This is a genomic window from Galbitalea sp. SE-J8 (assembly GCF_030345695.1).
In the GTDB taxonomy this organism is placed as follows: domain Bacteria; phylum Actinomycetota; class Actinomycetes; order Actinomycetales; family Microbacteriaceae; genus JAUASV01.
The window spans coordinates 159,858-175,962 of record NZ_JAUASV010000004.1 but is presented as its reverse complement, the minus strand read 5'-3'; the positions used below and the strand labels follow the sequence as shown (position 1 = coordinate 175,962).

Here is a 16,105-nt window from a genome sequence, read left to right as displayed (position 1 = left end):
CCGCCCCGGCCGCGGCGCCCGCCGGGGTGCAGACGCTGCCGATGGCGAAGGCCATCAACGCCGGACTGCGCCGTGCGCTCGCCGACGACCCGCGCGTGCTGCTCATGGGCGAGGACATCGGCACGCTCGGCGGCGTGTTCCGGGTGACCGAGGGCCTCAAGAACGAGTTCGGCAAGCAGCGTGTCATCGACACCCCGCTCGGCGAGGCCGGCATCGTCGGCACGGCGATCGGGCTCGCGATGGCCGGCTTCCGGCCGGTCTGCGAGATCCAGTTCGACGGCTTCATCTTCCCGGCCTACAACCAGATCACGTCGCAGCTCGCGAAGCTCACCAACCGCCACATGGGCACGCAGTCGTTCCCGGTCGTCATCCGGGTGCCCTACGGCGGTCACGTCGGCGCGATCGAGCACCACTCCGAGAGCCCGGAGGCGCTGTTCGCGCACACCGCCGGCCTGCGCCTGGTGAGCCCCGCGACCCCGCACGACGCGTACTGGATGATCCAGGAGGCGATCCGCAGCGACGACCCGGTGCTGTTCTTCGAGCCGAAGAGCCGCTACTGGCCGAAGGGCGAGGTGGACCTGTCGGGCAACCCGACGCCGCTGCACGCGAGCCGTGTGGTGCGAACCGGCACGGAGGTGACGGTGGTCGGGCACGGCGCGATGGTATCGACACTGCTCGAGGCGGCGAACCTCGCCGAGGAGGAGGGCACGAGCCTCGAGGTCGTCGACCTGCGCTCGCTCTCGCCCATCGACTACGGGCCGATCGTCGAGAGCGTGCAGAAGACCGGCCGCCTCGTCGTCGCCTCCGAGGCGCCGGGGTTCGTGTCGATCTCGTCGGAGATCGCGGCGACCGTCACCGAGCGCGCGTTCTACTCGCTGCAGGCGCCCGTGCTGCGGGTGACCGGCTTCGACATCCCGTTCCCGCCCGCGCGCCTCGAGACCTCCCACCTGCCCGACGCGGATCGCGTGCTCGAGGCCGTCGACCGCGCCCTGGCGTACTAGGCCCATGCCCCAAGGAGCACCGCTCGTGAGCAACGAATTCACCCTGCCGGATGTCGGCGAGGGCCTGACCGAGGCCGAGATCGTCGGGTGGAGGGTCAAGCCCGGCGACGAGATCGCGGTCAACCAGGTCATCGTCGAGATCGAGACCGCGAAGTCGCTCGTCGAGCTGCCGAGCCCGTTCGGCGGCGTCGTGTCGGAGCTGCTCGTCGGCGAGGGCGACACGGTCGAGGTGGGCACGCCCATCATCCGTTTCCAGGGCGAGGCCACGGACGCCGCGGTGCCGTCCGCCCCGGTGTCCACGCCGATCGCCGACACGGCGGGCACCGTGCCGGTCGAGGAGGGCGACGTCCCGGAGGACGCCCCCGGCCCCGTGCTCGTCGGCTACGGCATCAAGGGCCACGGCGTCTCCCGCCGGCGCAAGGCCGCGGGCGGTCCCGCGCCGACCGCGGTGCCGGCGCTGCACCCGACCGCGGCGCCCGCGAACGGCGCACCGGCCCCCGCGCGCCCGTCGAGCGTGCCCGCGGCATCCGCCCTGCCGATCATCGCGAAGCCGCCGATCCGCAAGCTCGCGAAGGACCTCGGGGTCGACCTCCAGGCCGTGCCCGGCACCGGGCTCGCGGGCGAGATCACGCGCGACGACGTCATCCGTCACGCGCAGCAGGCGAGCGTGTTCCGCAACATCGAGACGCCCGCGTGGGGCGCCGACCGCGAGGAGCGCATCCCGGTCAAGGGCGTGCGCAAGGCGATCGCGACGGCGATGGTCACCTCGAAGTTCACGGCCCCGCACGTGAGCGTGTTCACCGACGTGAACGCCACGCGCACGATGGAGTTCGTGAAGCGCCTGAAGGCGAGTCCCGAGTTCGCGGGCGTGCGGGTGAGCCCGCTGCTCGTCATGGCGAAGGCCGTGATCTGGGCGGTGCGCCGCAACCCGATGGTGAACTCGGCGTGGACGGATCGGGAGATCATCGTGCGCCACTTCGTGAACCTGGGCATCGCCGCGGCGACGCCCCGCGGGCTCATCGTGCCGAACGTCAAGGACGCCCAGGAGCTCAGCCTGCTCGAGCTCGCGAAGGCGCTCGAGCAGCTCACGCTCACGGCGCGCGACGGCAAGACGACGCCCGCCGACATGGCGAACGGCACGATCACGATCACGAACCTCGGCTCGTACGGCGTCGACACGGGCACGCCGATCCTCAACCCGGGAGAGGTCGCGATCATCGTGCTCGGCGCCATCCGTCAGAAGCCGTGGGTGATCGACGGCGAGGTGCGGCCGGCGTTCGTGACCACCGTGGGCGGCAGCTTCGACCACCGCGTCGTCGACGGCGACGTGATCAGCCGGTTCATCGCGGATGTCGCGAGCGTGCTCGAGGAGCCCGCACTCCTGCTCGAGTGACGGATGCCGCGGGGTCGTCGCCGGGTCGCGGCGGCGCCGGCCGACTGGTCGCGCTCCTGATCGCGGCGGTCGTCGTCGTGACGGCGTTCGCCGCCGTCGGCGTCGCGTGGATCTCGCGGCTCGACGCCACGGCGACCCGGGATCGCGTCGTCGCCCAGGCGGACGCCGTGCCGGTGCTCGCGGCATCCGCGTCCCCGGCGCCGGGCGCGACGCGGACGGATGCGACCCCGGCTCCCGGCGCCGACCCCGGCCGCGACGGGGGCGGGGAAGGGGGCGCGGGGGCACGCCTCGGCGCCGCGGCCGCGGCGATCCGCATCGACCCGGCCTGGCTCGCCGGGACGGCCGCGGCCACGGGCGTCCCGCCGGTCGCGCTCGACGCGTACGCCCGCGCCACCGCGGTGCTGGCGACCGCGGAACCCGGCTGCCACCTGGGCTGGAACACGCTCGCGGGCATCGGAAGGGCGGAGTCCGCGCACGGCACGATCGACGGCACGAGCGTCGCGGCCGACGGCACCGTGACGCCGAGGATCGTCGGGCCGGCCCTCGACGGCGGCGTGTACGGCGCGATCGCCGACACCGACGGCGGCGCGTGGGACGGCGACGACCGCTGGGATCGAGCGATCGGACCGCTGCAGTTCCTGCCCTCGACCTGGCGAGCGGACGGCGTCGACGCGTCGGGCGACGGGGTCGCCGATCCGCAGAACCTGTACGACGCGAGCGTCGCGGCGGCGCGCTACCTGTGCGCGCCCGGCGCCGACCTGCGGGGCGGCGCGGCGTGGGAGCGCGCCATCCGTTCGTACAACCCGGCCGACTCCTACCTCGACGCCGTGCGCGGGGCCGCGACGGCCTACGCGGCCGCCGCGCGCTGACCGGGTCGCTTCTCGTCGAGCTCGAGACGACAGGCGGTGCGCGCCGGGGCGCCGCAGCGTCAGATCGGCAGAATCGCGGACTGCATGAAGTGGTCCGAGAGCTTCGCCCGGGTGATCCAGTTCTTGTACGAGTAGGAGCCCTTCACGCCGAACGTGAAGATGTAGTCCGTGCGCGACGCGGACGCCTTGGGCGCCTTGAACTCGTTGAACGTCGCGTAGAACTCGTTCTGGTTGTCGTGGGTCGCGTACGCGTCGAACGCGCCGGCCCGCACGAACTCCTGGTCGACGAGATTGGCCGGGAGGGTGTACATGTTCGAGTTCATGTCGCCCGCGACGATGACCTGGCCGTAGCCGAGCTGCGACTTCGCGAACGCGATGACCTTCTTCGCCTGCTGCGCGCGCAGCTTCGACCACGCGGCCTCCTTCTTGCCCGCCGCGTTGTTCGCGAGGTGCACGGCGACGAACGTGAACGGCTTGCCCGACGCGACGTCGGTGAAGTGCGCCCAGGGCACGTACTGCAGGTTCTTGTCCACCTTCGATGGCGCGAAGAAGCCCTGGTCGCCGAGGGTCACCCTCGTCGGGTCGTAGAGGATGCGCGTGCTCTCCTTGCCGAGCGCGCCGGCACCGCTGGCGTACTCGGTCGAGCTGACGAGCCGGTACTGACCGCCCAGCCTGGCCTCGAGGTCCTCGAACTGCCAGAAGCAGTCCTTCGCCTTGGTCTTGCCGCCCGGGAAGGCCGTGACGACGACGCGGCAGGCGCCGATCTTGTAGCCGGCCTCCTGGATCGCGACGACGGCCGCGCCGCTGCTCGCGATCTGCGCGGCCACGGCGTCGCGTCGGCTCTCCCACGACGGGCCCGAGGTCGCCTCGCCGGTGCGGATGTTGAAGGTCGCCACCGCGACGGATGCGTCGCCGGCGGGCGGCTGGGCGTCCGCGCCCGAGAGGCGCACCTTCACGTAGGGCGACTCGCCGACCTTGCCGTTCTTCTTGATCGCGTAGACGCGCACGAAGGAGTAGTTGCCGGAGTTCGCGCCCGCGTACTTCGCCGGGGCGACGGTCGCCGAGGTCTTCTTCTTGCTGATCGTGTAGGTCTTGGGGGTCGCCTTCATGTCGGGCGAGCCGGCGACGACTACCCGGTACGACTTCACGCCGGTGGTGGCGCCCCATTTCACGGCGATCCTGCCGCCGGGGGCCTCGACGGCCGTGAGGTGCTTGTGGCCGGTGGGGGACGCCGCGTCCGCGGGGGCGGACACGGCGGCGGTGCCGAGCGCGAGGGCTGCGGCGACCGCGACCGCGGTGATGGTTCGAAGTGCGCGCATAACGCCATCGACGATAGCCCGGGGGTGCTCGCTCGGGTAAACCCCCGATCGGGGCGTGCCGGTCGCCTAGCCGCGGATGCCGCGCATGACGCGGCTGGCGGCGCGGCTCACGAGGCCCACACGCTGCGGCGCCGAGGGCCGGACGTGCGGCACCGGTGCGGTGAAGCGGTAGTTCTCCCGGTCGCGATTCGCGGGCAGCTGGTCGTGCATCCAGCGCAGCCGGTCGGCGACGCCCTGCTGCTCGGCGGGGATGCGGCGCACCGCGCCCGGCAGCGGGAGGGCGGCGAGCGCCTCGTCGTACTCCGGGTTCGCCCTGCCCTCCTCGAAGACGTGCTCGATCCCGTTCTTCGCGAGGAACGCCGTGAAGTTCTCGAAGCGAGCGCGGTGGCCCGCGTTGAAGCGGCTGTAGTCGCTGGCCTCGTAGATGCGCGCGGCGTCGATGCGCTCGGGCAGGTCGGAGACGAGCGTGTACGGGATCTCGTGGAAGTCCGCGAGCTCCTGCGTGCGGGTGTCGTGCACGAGCACGTGCGCGGGCGTGCCGGCCATGAGCGCGGCGATGTTGCCGTGGATGCGCGTGCCGAACGAGAACTCGCGCTCGCGCAGCTCGTCGATCCAGGTGCGGGAGTCGACGAAGAAGCGGATGCGGTCATCCGTGTAGAACGGATGCGCGTCGTTCGTCGGCATCTTGGGGTTGAACGTCGCGGGGTTCGTGCCCCAGGTGAGCAGGCGCAGGGTCTCGAGGTCCTGCGGGATGTAGATGAGGTTCGCGTACTTCTTGGCGTGGAAGAGCGACGCCTGCCCCATCCGCGGCACGTAGGGCGAGATGTTCATCGAGATGGCGCTCGACTGGCTGAGCTTCTCGACCTTCTTCTCGATACGCAGGTCGCCGCCCCAGCGGTAGAGCGACGGGCAGCCGATGACGTCGACCACGGAGTCGCCGTAGCCGAGGCTGTCGAGGAACACCCGCGTGTTCTCGCCGCGCACGCCGATCGTCGCCGAGCGGTCGAGCACGGCGTCGACGAAGCGCTTGACCCCGCGCTTGAGCTCGTCGGGCACGTCCGTGACCTGCTTGTCGAGGCTGCCGCCGCCGCCCGAGACGCCGACGCCGACGACCGTGACGGGGATCCTGAGCCCGAGGATCGTGTCGGTGAGAAGGTCGAGGTTCTGCAGGAACGAGACGCGGAACGCGTTCGCGAGCGGGATGACGAAGTGGTCGAACTCGCCGTTGATGCGGTCGAGGTAGGGCTGGGTGACGCCCGTGCGCTCGCCGAGGAACGTGTTGGGCAGCACCTCGGTGCCCGGCGTCGAGAGGATGCGGTGCATCGAGTCGCTGAAGACGAGGTTGCCGACGTTCTTGCCGAACACGCCGGACGGGTAGTCCTCGAGGGAGGACACGGGATCGATCACGTCGAACGGCGACTTGCCGGCGCGCAGGAGGATTCGAGACCCGGAGGTTGGGGACACAGTGCCGACTTTCTGACGGGAGTCGCGAGCGGTGGTGGTGGGGGCCACATGCGCTTTTGACAGTGCCCGCGCGCGGACGGGATGATCGTTCCGCGCGTCGTGCGTCACCGACCGACTCGAGCAGGTGGAATTCGTTGTCCATTCTCACACGCGTGCGTGCACTGCCGCTCTTCCGCCCGGGCCGCTACGGCCGCGCGTGGCTCATCTTCTCGCTCGCGAAACTGCTGCCGCTCAAGCGTCGCCAGGTGCTCGTGCTCTCCGACTCGCGCGCGGTGCTCTCGGGCAACCTCGAGTTCATCGTGCGCGAGCTCACCGCGACGCATCCGGAGTTCACGGTGCGCACGGTGCTGCGCGCCAACCTCTCCGCGCAGCGCCACTGGCGCGACGCCATCCGGCTGCCGTACCTCATCGCGACGTCGAAGTTCATCGTCGTCGACGACTTCATCCCGTACGTCTACCGCCTCACGATGCGCGAGGGCGCGCACCTCATCCAGGCCTGGCACGCCGCGGGCGCGTTCAAGCGCGTCGGCTACAGCCGCCGCGGCCTGCCGGGCGGCCCCGCCGAGGACTCGATCACGCACCGCGGGTACACGGATGCCATCGTCAGCTCCGAGCGGATCCGTCGCGACTACGCCGAGGCGTTCTGGATGCCGATCGAGGGCGTGCACGCGCTCGGCGTGCCGCGCACGGACGTGTTCTTCGACCCCGACCACGCCGCCGCCGCACGCGCCCGCGTGCGGGCCCAGTACGGCATCCGTGACGAGCAGCGCGTCGTGCTGTACGCGCCCACGTTCCGCGGCAACGGCCAGCGGGTCGCGTACTTCGACCCCGCGATCATCGACTGGGACGCGCTCGCCGCGGCCTTCGGCGACCACACGGTGTTGCTCGTGAAGATGCACCCGTTCGTGCGGGAGGCGCCCGACATCTACTCCGACCGGCCGCAGTTCGTCGACGTCTCCGCGGAGCGCGAGATCAACGAGCTGCTGTTCGCCGCCGACGCGCTCGTCACCGACTACTCGTCGGTCATCTTCGAGTACGCGCTGCTGCGTCGGCCGATTGTGTTCCACGTGCCCGACCTCGAGGACTACCAGGGCGCGCGCGACTTCTACTACCCGTTCGAGCGCTACCTCGCCGGTCCGGTGACGCGCACGACCGCCGAGCTCATCGAGGCCCTCGCCCGCCCGGAGCTCGACACGGCCGCACTCGACCGGTTCGTGGCCGACTTCATGGCCGCGTGCGACGGCAGGTCGAGCGAGCGCTTCGTCGAGCGGCTCATCGTGGCCCGGGCGGACGAGCCGGCATCCGCTCGCCCGACGCCCGTGTGGCCGCCGTCGGCGCTGCCCGGCCAGCCGGGCGCGCCGATCCCCCGCCCGAGCACGGTGCAGCGCGCGCTCGCGCGACTCGGCCGCGCGATCCGCCGCGAGCGGCAGCCCGGCCTCGTGAGCACGATCGTCCCCGCGTACAACGTCGAGTCGTACATCGAGGAGGCCGTTCGGAGCGTGCTCGACCAGAGCCACCGGCGGCTCGAGGTGATCGTCGTCGACGACTCGTCGACGGATGGCACGCCCGCCATCCTGAAGCGCCTCGCGAAGGAGGACCGTCGCCTGCGCGTGTACCGCCGCCCCAACGGCGGCGTGAATCGCGCGCGCAACTACGGCCTCCACCGCGCCAAGGGGCAGTACCTGACCTTCCTCGACAGCGACGACGTGCTGCTGCCGGGTGCGTACGCCGAGATGGTGGCGTCGCTGAAGCGCTCGGGCAGCGACTTCGTCGTCGGCTCGTACGAGCGCATCCGCGACGGCGAGCTCGAGCCGCCGCGCGTGTGGATCACGAACGCCCACAACAAGGATCGCGAGCACTTCACCGTGCGCGGCTACCCGCGGGTGCTCGTCAACGCGGTGCAGTGGTCGAAGATGTACGTCCGCTCGTTCTGGGACGACTACGTGAAGACCTTTCCCGAGCCGGGCTTCTACCAGGACCAGGTGGTGAGCGCGAAGGCGTACGGCTCCGCGCGCCACATCGACATGCTGCAGCGGCCGGTCGTCGGCTGGCGCCTGCGCGAGGACCGCTCCTCGATGACGCAGCAGCTCGGCACGGTCGCGAATCTGCGCGACCGGTTCTCGACCGCGCGCGAGGCCGTGCGCATCCTCCGGGAGCGTGCGGGCGACGCCGTCGCCGACACCCGTCTGCTGCAGCTGCTGCGCTTCGACTTCGGCACCACGACCGGTCGTCTCGTCGACGCGGACGACGCGTACTGGGCGCAGCTGCGCTCGGGCATCCGCGAGTTCGCGGCGATGGCCCGCGAGCGTGGGGTCTGGGAGGAGATCTCGGCGCAGCACCGCATCCTGTTCTTCCTCATCGAGGAGGACCGACGGGCGGATGCGGTCGAGTTCACCGAGCGCGGCGGGCGCGAGCCGGCGGACTTCCCGATGGAGGTCGTCGGCGACGACCTCTGGATCCACCTGCCGCTGTGGGAGCGCGACGACGTGCCGCGCGAGCTGTTCCGCGCGAGTCCGATCCAGCGCGACCAGTACCTGCCGACACCCGACGCCGCGGAGGAGTAGGCGGCCGTTCCGCACCCCTGGAGCGTTCGCCCCGCCGTCGCGTCCCCACCCCTACAATCGGGGGCGTGAAGCTCGTGATGACGCTGATGGTGCGCGACGAGGTCGACATCGTCGCCGCCATGGTCGAGCATCACCTCGCGCAGGGCGTCGATCTCGTCATCGCGACCGACAACGGCTCGGTCGACGGCACCCGTGAGGTGCTCGCCGCGTACGCGGAGCTCGGTGTCGTCGAACTGCACGACGACCCGGTGCAGCGCAAGCAGCAGGGGTCCGTCGTCACGCAGATGGCACGACGCGCCTCGACCGTGCACCGCGCGGACTGGGTGCTCAACGCGGATGCGGACGAGTTCTGGCTGCCGGTCGACCGCTCGCTGACGCTGCGGGACGCGCTCGAGCGCATCCCCACCGGGCTGCAGACCTGGAACGTGCCCGTGATCAACATGACGGGCGAGGCCGCCGAGCGCGGAGCCGGCCTGCGGCGCCTCGTGTACCGCGACGAGCGCGCGGACGAGACGCTCATGCGCACCGCGGGGCTGCACGCGCAGCCGACGGCGGACGCCATCCACGTCGGATTCGCCGACGTCTCGGTGCGACAGGGCAACCACTCCGTCAACCTCGAGAGCACGGGCGAGCCGGAGCCGGGGCTCGCCCTCGAGGTGCTGCACTATCCGTGGCGCTCCTACGAGCAGTACGCGCACAAGGTCGAGGTGACGGGCGTCGCCTACGAGGCCAATCCGACGCTGCGCCCGAGCCCGAATCACCACGGCATGCGCGACTACCGCCGGCTGCGTGCCGGCCTGCTCTGGGACTTCTACGTCTACCGGCACCCGCGCGTGACGGCCCCCGGAGCGGATGCCGGGGAGGGTTTCGTCTTCGACGACTCGCTCGTGCGCTCGCTCGAGTCCCTCGAGGCGCGCCGACCGGAGCTGCTCGCGGCCGTGCTCGAGAGCGCGGACGGTCGCCTCGCCACGGCCGAGGACCACGACCGGGGCGCCGAGCTCGCCGAGCTGCTGCTCCCGTTCGAGCTCGAGCGTGCCGCGGCCCTCGGCGAGTACGTGCTCGAGAACCGTGCTCTCAAGGAGCGCGCCCGCAAGGCGGAGGTGCGCCTCGCCGAGGCGACGCGGGCGCGCGACCGGCTCAAGCGCCAGCTCGCGGCCGCGCGCGACGTCGAGCGCGGGGACACCCGGCCGAGCTGGTCGACCCGCGTCGCGCGGGCCCTGCGGTCGAGGCTCGCGCGCTCGTAGTCCGCGCTGACGCTCCTCGAGACCGGCGCGTCAGCGTCCCGGTGGTCGAGGAGCGCCCGAGCGAGGCGGGGCCGTGCCCCCCGGCCCCGGTGGTCGAGGAGCGCCCGAGCGCGGCGGGGTCGTGCCCCCCGGCCCCGGTGGTCGAGGAGCGCCCGAGCGTAGCGAGGTCGCGTCTCGAGACCATTCGTTTGCGGACGGCTCGGCTGTGGTGGTCTCGAGACGCGGGCGACTTCGTCGCGCGCTCCTCGACCAGCGGGGGTGGTGTGCTCCTCGACCGGCGGGGTGGGCGTGGGGCGGGGCGAGGGTGTGTCGCGGGACTGGTGCGCTGGTGTTGCGGGTGGTCGAGGCACGCCCGCGCGCGGCGCGGCCGTGCCCCCCCGGTGGTCGAGGAGCGCCCGAGCGTAGCGAGGTCGCGTCTCGAGACCGTTCGTTTGTGGTGGGTCGGCGGGTGGTCTCGAGACGCGGGCGACTTCGTCGCGCGCTCCTCGACCGGCGGGGTGGTGTGCTCCTCGACCGGCGGGGGTGGTGTGCTCCTCGACCGGCGGGGTGGTGCGCTCCTCGACCGGCGGGGTGGGCGCGGGTCAGCGGAGGTCGTGCTCGATGCCGCGGACGTCGAGCACGTCCGCGAGGAGTGTGCGGGCGCGCGCCGCGAACGAGTGCTCGCGGGCGACGCGTTCGGCGATCGCGCGGCGCTCGTCCGCGCTCGGCCAGCCCGGCGCATCCGTCGCGAGCAGGGTCGCGAGGCTGTCGACGCCGTCGTAGACGCGCACGAGCGGGCCGAAGAGCTCGTCGAGCCCGGCGACGGCGTCGCTCACCACGAGGGACCCCGAGGCGGCCGCGTCGAACAGCCGGTTCGACACGAAGCCGAGCTCGGCCATCTCGGTCCAGTGGTCGTTGAGCACGATGCGCGCGCTGCGGTAGGCACGCGGGAGCTCGGCGTTGTCGAGGTGGTCGGCGCGCACGAAGCGGCCGGGCTCGTCGAGGTACGCGTCCCAGCCGTCGCCGAAGATCGCGAGGTCGGCGCCGGCGGCGATCGCATCGCGCACGATCGGCCGGAAGACCTTGCGCGTGCGTCCGACGAAGAGCGTGTCGGCGGCGAGCTCGTCGTCGACCGCGCCGGGGTGGAACCGCTGCGGGTCGGTCGCCTGCAACAGCGGGCGCACCGCGCGCCCGCTCCACTCGGATGCGGCGCTCGCCCACCCGGCGCTCGCCGCGTAGGCGACGTCGAAGCCGGAGTGCAGCTCGCGCTCGGTCACGAGCTCCGGATGGCTGATCACCCACAGCAGGTTCGTCGCGCCCGGCTGCACGGGCACCTGTTCGAGTCCGCGCAGGGCGAGCACGACGTCGTCGAGGTAGTCCGACTCCGGTCGCACGTGGGCCAGCCGGCGGTCCACGACCACCTCCTGCCCGAGGTCGCGCAGCGCGCGCGCGAGGTCGGCGGCGAAGAACGTGTCGCCCCAGACGTCGCCGCGCGCATCGCCGTGCGCGGCGATCTTGATCGCCCAGCGCAGTGCGGGCAGGCCGGCCGCGGGTCCGTCGACGACGGTACGCGGGGGACGTTCGAGCTGCACGATCCCGGTGCGCGCGAGGCGGGAGCGGTGAGCGCGGACAGTGCGGTACGAGACGTAGCGCAGGCCCGCCGCCTGGTACGCGGCGCGATCGGGCCGGGCCGGCATCCGCTCGCCCCAGCGCTCCAGGAACAGCACGCGGTTGTAGGGCGTGCGCTCGAACCGGCCCTCCGTCTGGCTCTCCTTGTGCAGCACCTCGGCCTCCAGCGCGACGCGGAAGTCGCCGCCGAAGCGCTCGGTGAGGCGCAGGCACAGGTCGATGTCCTCCATGCCGTTCTCGTAGCGCGCGTCGAAGCCCTCGACGGCGATGATCTCGTCGGCGCGGGCCGCGAAGAACGCCGCGGTGATCGCGTCGAACGTGCGGACGTCGGCGGTGAGCACGTCCTCGACCGGGTGGCCCTGCAGGAAGTGCCACGGCAGCGTCGCACGCATGAGCATCGTGCCGGCTGCCTGCACGGTGCCGTTCGGGTAGCGCAGCAGCGGCTGTGCGCCACGCACGGCCGGGTCCTCGAGCGCCGCGACGAGGGGAGCCAGCCAGTCGCCGCCCGGCTCGGTGTCGTTGTTCGCGAAGATCACGGTGGCACCCGTGCTCGCGAGGAGGGCGAGGTTCGAGCCGGTCGCGAAGTTGGTGTTCCGCGGCATCCGTCGATAGTGGACGCGCGGGTCGTACCCGCACACCGCGACGACGAGGGCGCCGATCGCGCGCCGGGAGCCGTTGTCGATCAGCACGATCTCGACGTCGGGCCCGTCGACCGAGTCGAGCGTGGCGCGCACCATGTCGATGGTGAGCTCCCAGTTCTCGTAGACCGGCACGAGCAGCGAGACGCGGTCTGCGACACGCGGGACGGATGCGGCGTCCGCCCAGTCCGTGATCGCCCGCGACCGGGCGACGTGCACCTCGCCGCGCTCCTCGGGCGGTGCGGCGTCGGGCCACGTGACGTGACGCACCGCGGCGAATGCGGGCACCGTGGCGGGGGCCGCGCGCAGCAGCAGGTCCCACTCGGCGGTCTCGGGCAGATCGGTGCGGTAGCCGCCGACCGCGCGGGCGAGACGCGTGCTGAGCACGGCCGTGGTCGTGATCGCGGTGCTGTCGCCCCAGATCAGCCCCTCGGCGTCGAACGGCGCGCCCCACGCCGTCGCGTCGAGCGCGCGGCCGGTGCCCAGGGCGCACGACACGAGCTCGGCGTCGCGGTCGGCGAGCACGGCGAGCGCGTCGGCGAAGAAGCGGGGGTGCAGGCGGCTGCCGGGGTGCCACGGGAAGACGTGCGCGGCGGTGACCTCGGCGAGGGCGGCGGCGAGGCGCTCGGCGTGGTTCGCCGACTCGTCGACGTCGACGTGCTGCGCGTCCGGCCCGAGCCGCGCGGCCTTCGCCTCGGCGCGCGTGCCGACGGCGATGAGCTGCGCGGCGGGGTGCGTCTGCGCCCGCACGGTCGCGAGGGTGTCGGCGAGGTCGTCCCCGGCCAGGGCGAGATCCACGAGCACCGCGACCGTGGCGTCCGGCCCCGGGGCGGGAAGACGACGGATGCGGCGGCTCTCGGCGCGCGCGGCGGCGGGCGCCCACGGCCGGCGTGCCGCCCAGCGCTGGGCGGCCGTGTTCGCCGCGAACCGGTGCGCGGTCTCGAACAGCTGGCTGCGCAGCACGAACCAGCTGCGGCGCGGTGTCGCGTCGTCGAACGGCACGGTCGTGGTCGTGCTCGTGGTCGCGTCGAGGAAGTGGCCGAGCGGGCCGCGCGCGTGCGCCGTCGCGGCCGGGTGAGCGGCGAGATACCGCTCGGTGTCGAAGTGCGGGTGCGGACTGAGCTCGCGGCCGCGCGTCAGGTAGTCGGCGAACGCGGAGCCGCGGCGCGATCCGCGGCGCCGGTTGTACCACTGGGGCTCGAACAGTGGGCTCGGGCTGAAGCCGGCGGCCTCGCCGAGGGTGACGTAGTGCCAGACCGCGGCGCGCCCGGAGAGGAACTCGACGCCGAGCTGAGCGCTGTAGTACCGCGCGTCGAACAGCCCGGATGCCGTGATGACTGCCACCCAGCGTCGGCGTCGGCGGAGCTGCCGCGGCGTCGACGGCTCCCACTCCGCCGTCGTCCCGTCGAGCGCGACGACGCGCGATCCCGTGCTCATCGAGCGCGTCGCGAAGTGACCGACCACCCCGCCCGGGTGCCGCGTCGCGGTGGGCTCGATGGCCGCGTACGCGGTCCAGGCGAACCGGGTCGCGAACCGGTGCGACTCGACGCGGCCGCTGGCCATCGCGCGGGCCAGCCGCAGCGCGCGCGCCTCGTCGTGGGCGAGGTCGGGGTCGATGACCGGGTGTGGCAGCAGTCCGGCCGCGGCCCCGCGGCGCAGGTAGTGCCGGGCGGCGAATCGCGCCGAGGCGAACTCGATGTCCGTCTGGGCGACGTAGAATCCGAGGTCGAACAGGCCGGTCTTCAGCGCGCGCCCGACCGGGAGCCCGCCCACCGGAGCGCGACGGTACGCCGCGCGGACCGCGCGGGAGGCCAGCGCGGTCAGGCGCGTGCGAAAGGACACGAGGATCGGCTCCGTCGTCCGGGAGAGGGCGGGGGTCGATGCCATTATCAGGCATCGCGCCCGTGGTTCCGCCGAGCCGAAGCTTGCCGCACCGCATCCGTTCGGCCTAGACTCGACGTTTGGCTGGCGGATCCCCGCTGCCATGTGCGCCCGGACTCGCGTGAGCCGGTGCGGGTGCGCCGACAAGTGACCTTGGGTGAGCCGCCTCCGGGCGGCTCACGGTAGCCATCTCAGGAGGAAACCGTGGCAGCAGTCTGCCAGGTGACCGGAGCCGTTCCCGGTTTCGGACACAACATCTCGCACTCGCACCGTCGGACGAAGCGCCGCTTCGACCCGAACATCCAGAAGAAGACGTACTTCGTGCCGTCGCTCCGTAAGAACGTGACCCTCACGCTGTCCGCCAAGGGCATCAAGGTCATCGACGCGCGGGGCATCGAGGCGGTCGTGAAGGACCTGCTCGCCAAGGGGGTCAAGCTCTAATGGCCAAGCAGCAGGACATCCGTCCGATCATCAAGCTCCGCTCGACGGCCGGCACGGGCTACACGTACGTGACGAAGAAGAACCGTCGCAACAACCCCGACCGTCTCGTGCTCAAGAAGTACGACCCCATCGTGCGCAAGCACGTCGAATTCCGAGAGGAGCGCTAAGTCTCATGGCCAAGAAGAGCAAGATCGCCAAGAACGACCAGCGCGTTCAGATCGTCGCGCGCTACGCCGCGAAGCGTCTGGAGCTGAAGAAGGCGCTCATCGACCCGAACGGCACCGACGAGTCCCGCGAGGCCGCGCGCCTGGGCCTGCAGAAGCTCCCCCGCGACGCGTCGCCCGTGCGCGTGCGCGGCCGCGACTCGATCGACGGCCGCCCCCGCGGCTTCCTCTCGAGCTACGGCATCTCCCGTGTCCGCTTCCGCGGCATGGCCCACCGTGGCGAGCTTCCCGGCATCACGAAGTCAAGCTGGTAGGTTTTCCCCGGCATTCCGGGCCTCACGGCCCGGGGCGCGTCACCCCCCAACCGTCCGAGGAGGACACACATGGCTGACAAGTCCCTCAACCGTTCCGAGCTCGTCGCCGCGGTCGCGGCGGAGTCGGGCAAGAGCCAGGCGGATGTCAACGGCATCGTCGACGCGCTCTTCGCCGTCGTCTCGAAGAGCGTCGCCGACGACGTGAAGGTCTCGATCCCGGGCTGGATCTCGTTCGAGCGCACCTCGCGTGCCGCTCGCACGGGCCGCAACCCGCAGACCGGCGAGGCGATCCAGATCGCCGCGTCGAACGGTGTCAAGGTCAGCGCCGGCTCGAAGCTGAAGGCCGCCGCCAAGTAAGTCCCATCGCCCCGCGCGATACGGAAGGGCGCCGCATCCCAACGGATGCGGCGCCCTTCGTCGTTCCGCCCCCGCCTTCGCCGTTGGTCGAGGAGCGCGCGACGGACCCCCTTCGTTGGTCGAGGAGCGCGCGACGGAGTCGCTCGCGTCTCGAGACCACCACTGCTCCTGTGCCGAAGGTTGGTCTCGAGACGCGTCCTCGCTTCGCTCGGGCGCTCCTCGACCGGCGGGTGGGGGCCTGTTCGTTGGTCGAGGGGCGCGCGGCGGAGTCGCTCGCGTCTCGAGACCACCACTGCTCCTGTGCCGAAGGTTGGTCTCGAGACGCCGGCTCGCTTCGCTCGGGGGCTCCTCGACCGGCGGTGGGGGCCTGTTCGTTGGTCGAGGAGCGCGCGACGGAGTCGCTCGCGTCTCGAGACCACCACTGCTCCTGTGCCGAAGGTTGGTCTCGAGACGCGTCCTCGCTTCGCTCGGGCGCTCCTCGACCAGCGGGTGGGGGCCTGTTCGTTGGTCGAGGAGCGCGCGACGGAGTCGCTCGCGTCTCGAGACCATGACGTATCCGTGCCGGTGGGGGGTGTGGTCTCGAGACGCGTCCTCGCTTCGCTCGGGGGCTCCTCGACCGGCGGGTGGGGGCCTGTTCGTTGGTCGAGGAGCGCGCGGCGGAGTCGCTCGCGTCTCGAGACCACCACTGCTCCTGTGCCGAAGGTTGGTCTCGAGACGCGTCCTCGCTTCGCTCGGGCGCTCCTCGACCAGCGGGCGGTGCGGGCGCGGGCTCCTCGACCAGCGGGCGGTGCGCTCGCGGGCTCCTCGACCGGCGGGAGGGTGCAGCGGAGGGGTGCGGGCATCCGCTC

At 72.0% G+C, this 16,105-nt stretch carries 12 protein-coding genes; 9 read left to right on the top strand and 3 right to left on the bottom strand.

What is annotated here, in order from left to right; translation table 11 throughout:
* Positions 1–41 precede the first annotated feature (41 nt).
* The 3 genes from QT381_RS04760 to QT381_RS04750 are packed head-to-tail and all read left to right on the top strand — an operon-like array spanning position 42 to position 3,263.
* Positions 42–1,001: an alpha-ketoacid dehydrogenase subunit beta gene (locus tag QT381_RS04760; protein ID WP_289247634.1), complete on the top strand. Its 960-nt coding sequence runs from the start codon at positions 42–44 to the stop codon at positions 999–1,001.
* 4 nt (positions 1,002–1,005) lie between these two features.
* Positions 1,006–2,394 carry a dihydrolipoamide acetyltransferase family protein gene (locus QT381_RS04755; RefSeq protein ID WP_289247586.1) on the top strand — a complete coding sequence of 463 codons (1,389 nt, stop codon included), beginning with the start codon at positions 1,006–1,008 and terminating at the stop codon, positions 2,392–2,394.
* Positions 2,391–3,263, top strand: coding sequence for a lytic transglycosylase domain-containing protein (locus tag QT381_RS04750; RefSeq protein ID WP_289247585.1), 873 nt, complete (start codon positions 2,391–2,393; stop codon positions 3,261–3,263). The genes QT381_RS04755 and QT381_RS04750 overlap by 4 nt, the downstream gene beginning before the upstream one ends.
* Before the next feature lie 59 nt (positions 3,264–3,322).
* Here QT381_RS04750 and QT381_RS04745 read toward each other — a convergent pair whose 3' ends face one another.
* Positions 3,323–4,582 carry an exonuclease/endonuclease/phosphatase family protein gene (locus QT381_RS04745; RefSeq protein WP_289247584.1) on the bottom strand — a complete coding sequence of 420 codons (1,260 nt, stop codon included), beginning with the start codon at positions 4,580–4,582 and terminating at the stop codon, positions 3,323–3,325.
* Positions 4,583–4,648: 66 nt separating this feature from the next.
* Entirely contained in the window at positions 4,649–6,046 is a 1,398-nt protein-coding gene (locus QT381_RS04740) for a polysaccharide pyruvyl transferase family protein (RefSeq protein WP_289247583.1), read from the bottom strand.
* A 152-nt stretch (positions 6,047–6,198) separates the two neighbouring features.
* Between QT381_RS04740 and QT381_RS04735 the strand changes: the two genes are divergently transcribed.
* Positions 6,199–8,610, top strand: a complete 2,412-nt coding sequence (locus tag QT381_RS04735; RefSeq protein WP_289247582.1) for a CDP-glycerol glycerophosphotransferase family protein — start codon at positions 6,199–6,201, stop codon at positions 8,608–8,610.
* 65 nt (positions 8,611–8,675) lie between these two features.
* Entirely contained in the window at positions 8,676–9,854 is a 1,179-nt protein-coding gene (locus QT381_RS04730) for a glycosyltransferase family 2 protein (RefSeq protein ID WP_289247581.1), read from the top strand.
* Positions 9,855–10,435: 581 nt separating this feature from the next.
* On the opposite strand, the gene QT381_RS04725 is transcribed toward QT381_RS04730, so the two are convergent.
* Positions 10,436–13,873: a glycosyltransferase family protein gene (locus QT381_RS04725; RefSeq protein ID WP_289247580.1), complete on the bottom strand. Its 3,438-nt coding sequence runs from the start codon at positions 13,871–13,873 to the stop codon at positions 10,436–10,438.
* 312 nt (positions 13,874–14,185) lie between these two features.
* Here QT381_RS04725 and rpmB point away from each other — a divergent pair, with 312 nt between their 5' ends.
* The 4 genes from rpmB (at position 14,186) to QT381_RS04705 (ending at position 15,257) form a co-directional block, all read left to right on the top strand.
* Positions 14,186–14,422 carry a 50S ribosomal protein L28 gene (gene rpmB / locus QT381_RS04720; RefSeq protein WP_289247579.1) on the top strand — a complete coding sequence of 79 codons (237 nt, stop codon included), beginning with the start codon at positions 14,186–14,188 and terminating at the stop codon, positions 14,420–14,422.
* Positions 14,422–14,589 carry a 50S ribosomal protein L33 gene (rpmG, locus tag QT381_RS04715; protein ID WP_289247578.1) on the top strand — a complete coding sequence of 56 codons (168 nt, stop codon included), beginning with the start codon at positions 14,422–14,424 and terminating at the stop codon, positions 14,587–14,589. Before rpmB ends, rpmG begins: the two co-directional genes overlap by 1 nt.
* 5 nt (positions 14,590–14,594) lie before the next feature.
* Positions 14,595–14,900 carry a 30S ribosomal protein S14 gene (gene rpsN, locus QT381_RS04710; RefSeq protein ID WP_289247577.1) on the top strand — a complete coding sequence of 102 codons (306 nt, stop codon included), beginning with the start codon at positions 14,595–14,597 and terminating at the stop codon, positions 14,898–14,900.
* A gap of 69 nt (positions 14,901–14,969) precedes the next feature.
* Positions 14,970–15,257, top strand: coding sequence for an HU family DNA-binding protein (locus QT381_RS04705; RefSeq protein ID WP_289247576.1), 288 nt, complete (start codon positions 14,970–14,972; stop codon positions 15,255–15,257).
* The last annotated feature ends 848 nt before the right edge of the window (positions 15,258–16,105 follow it).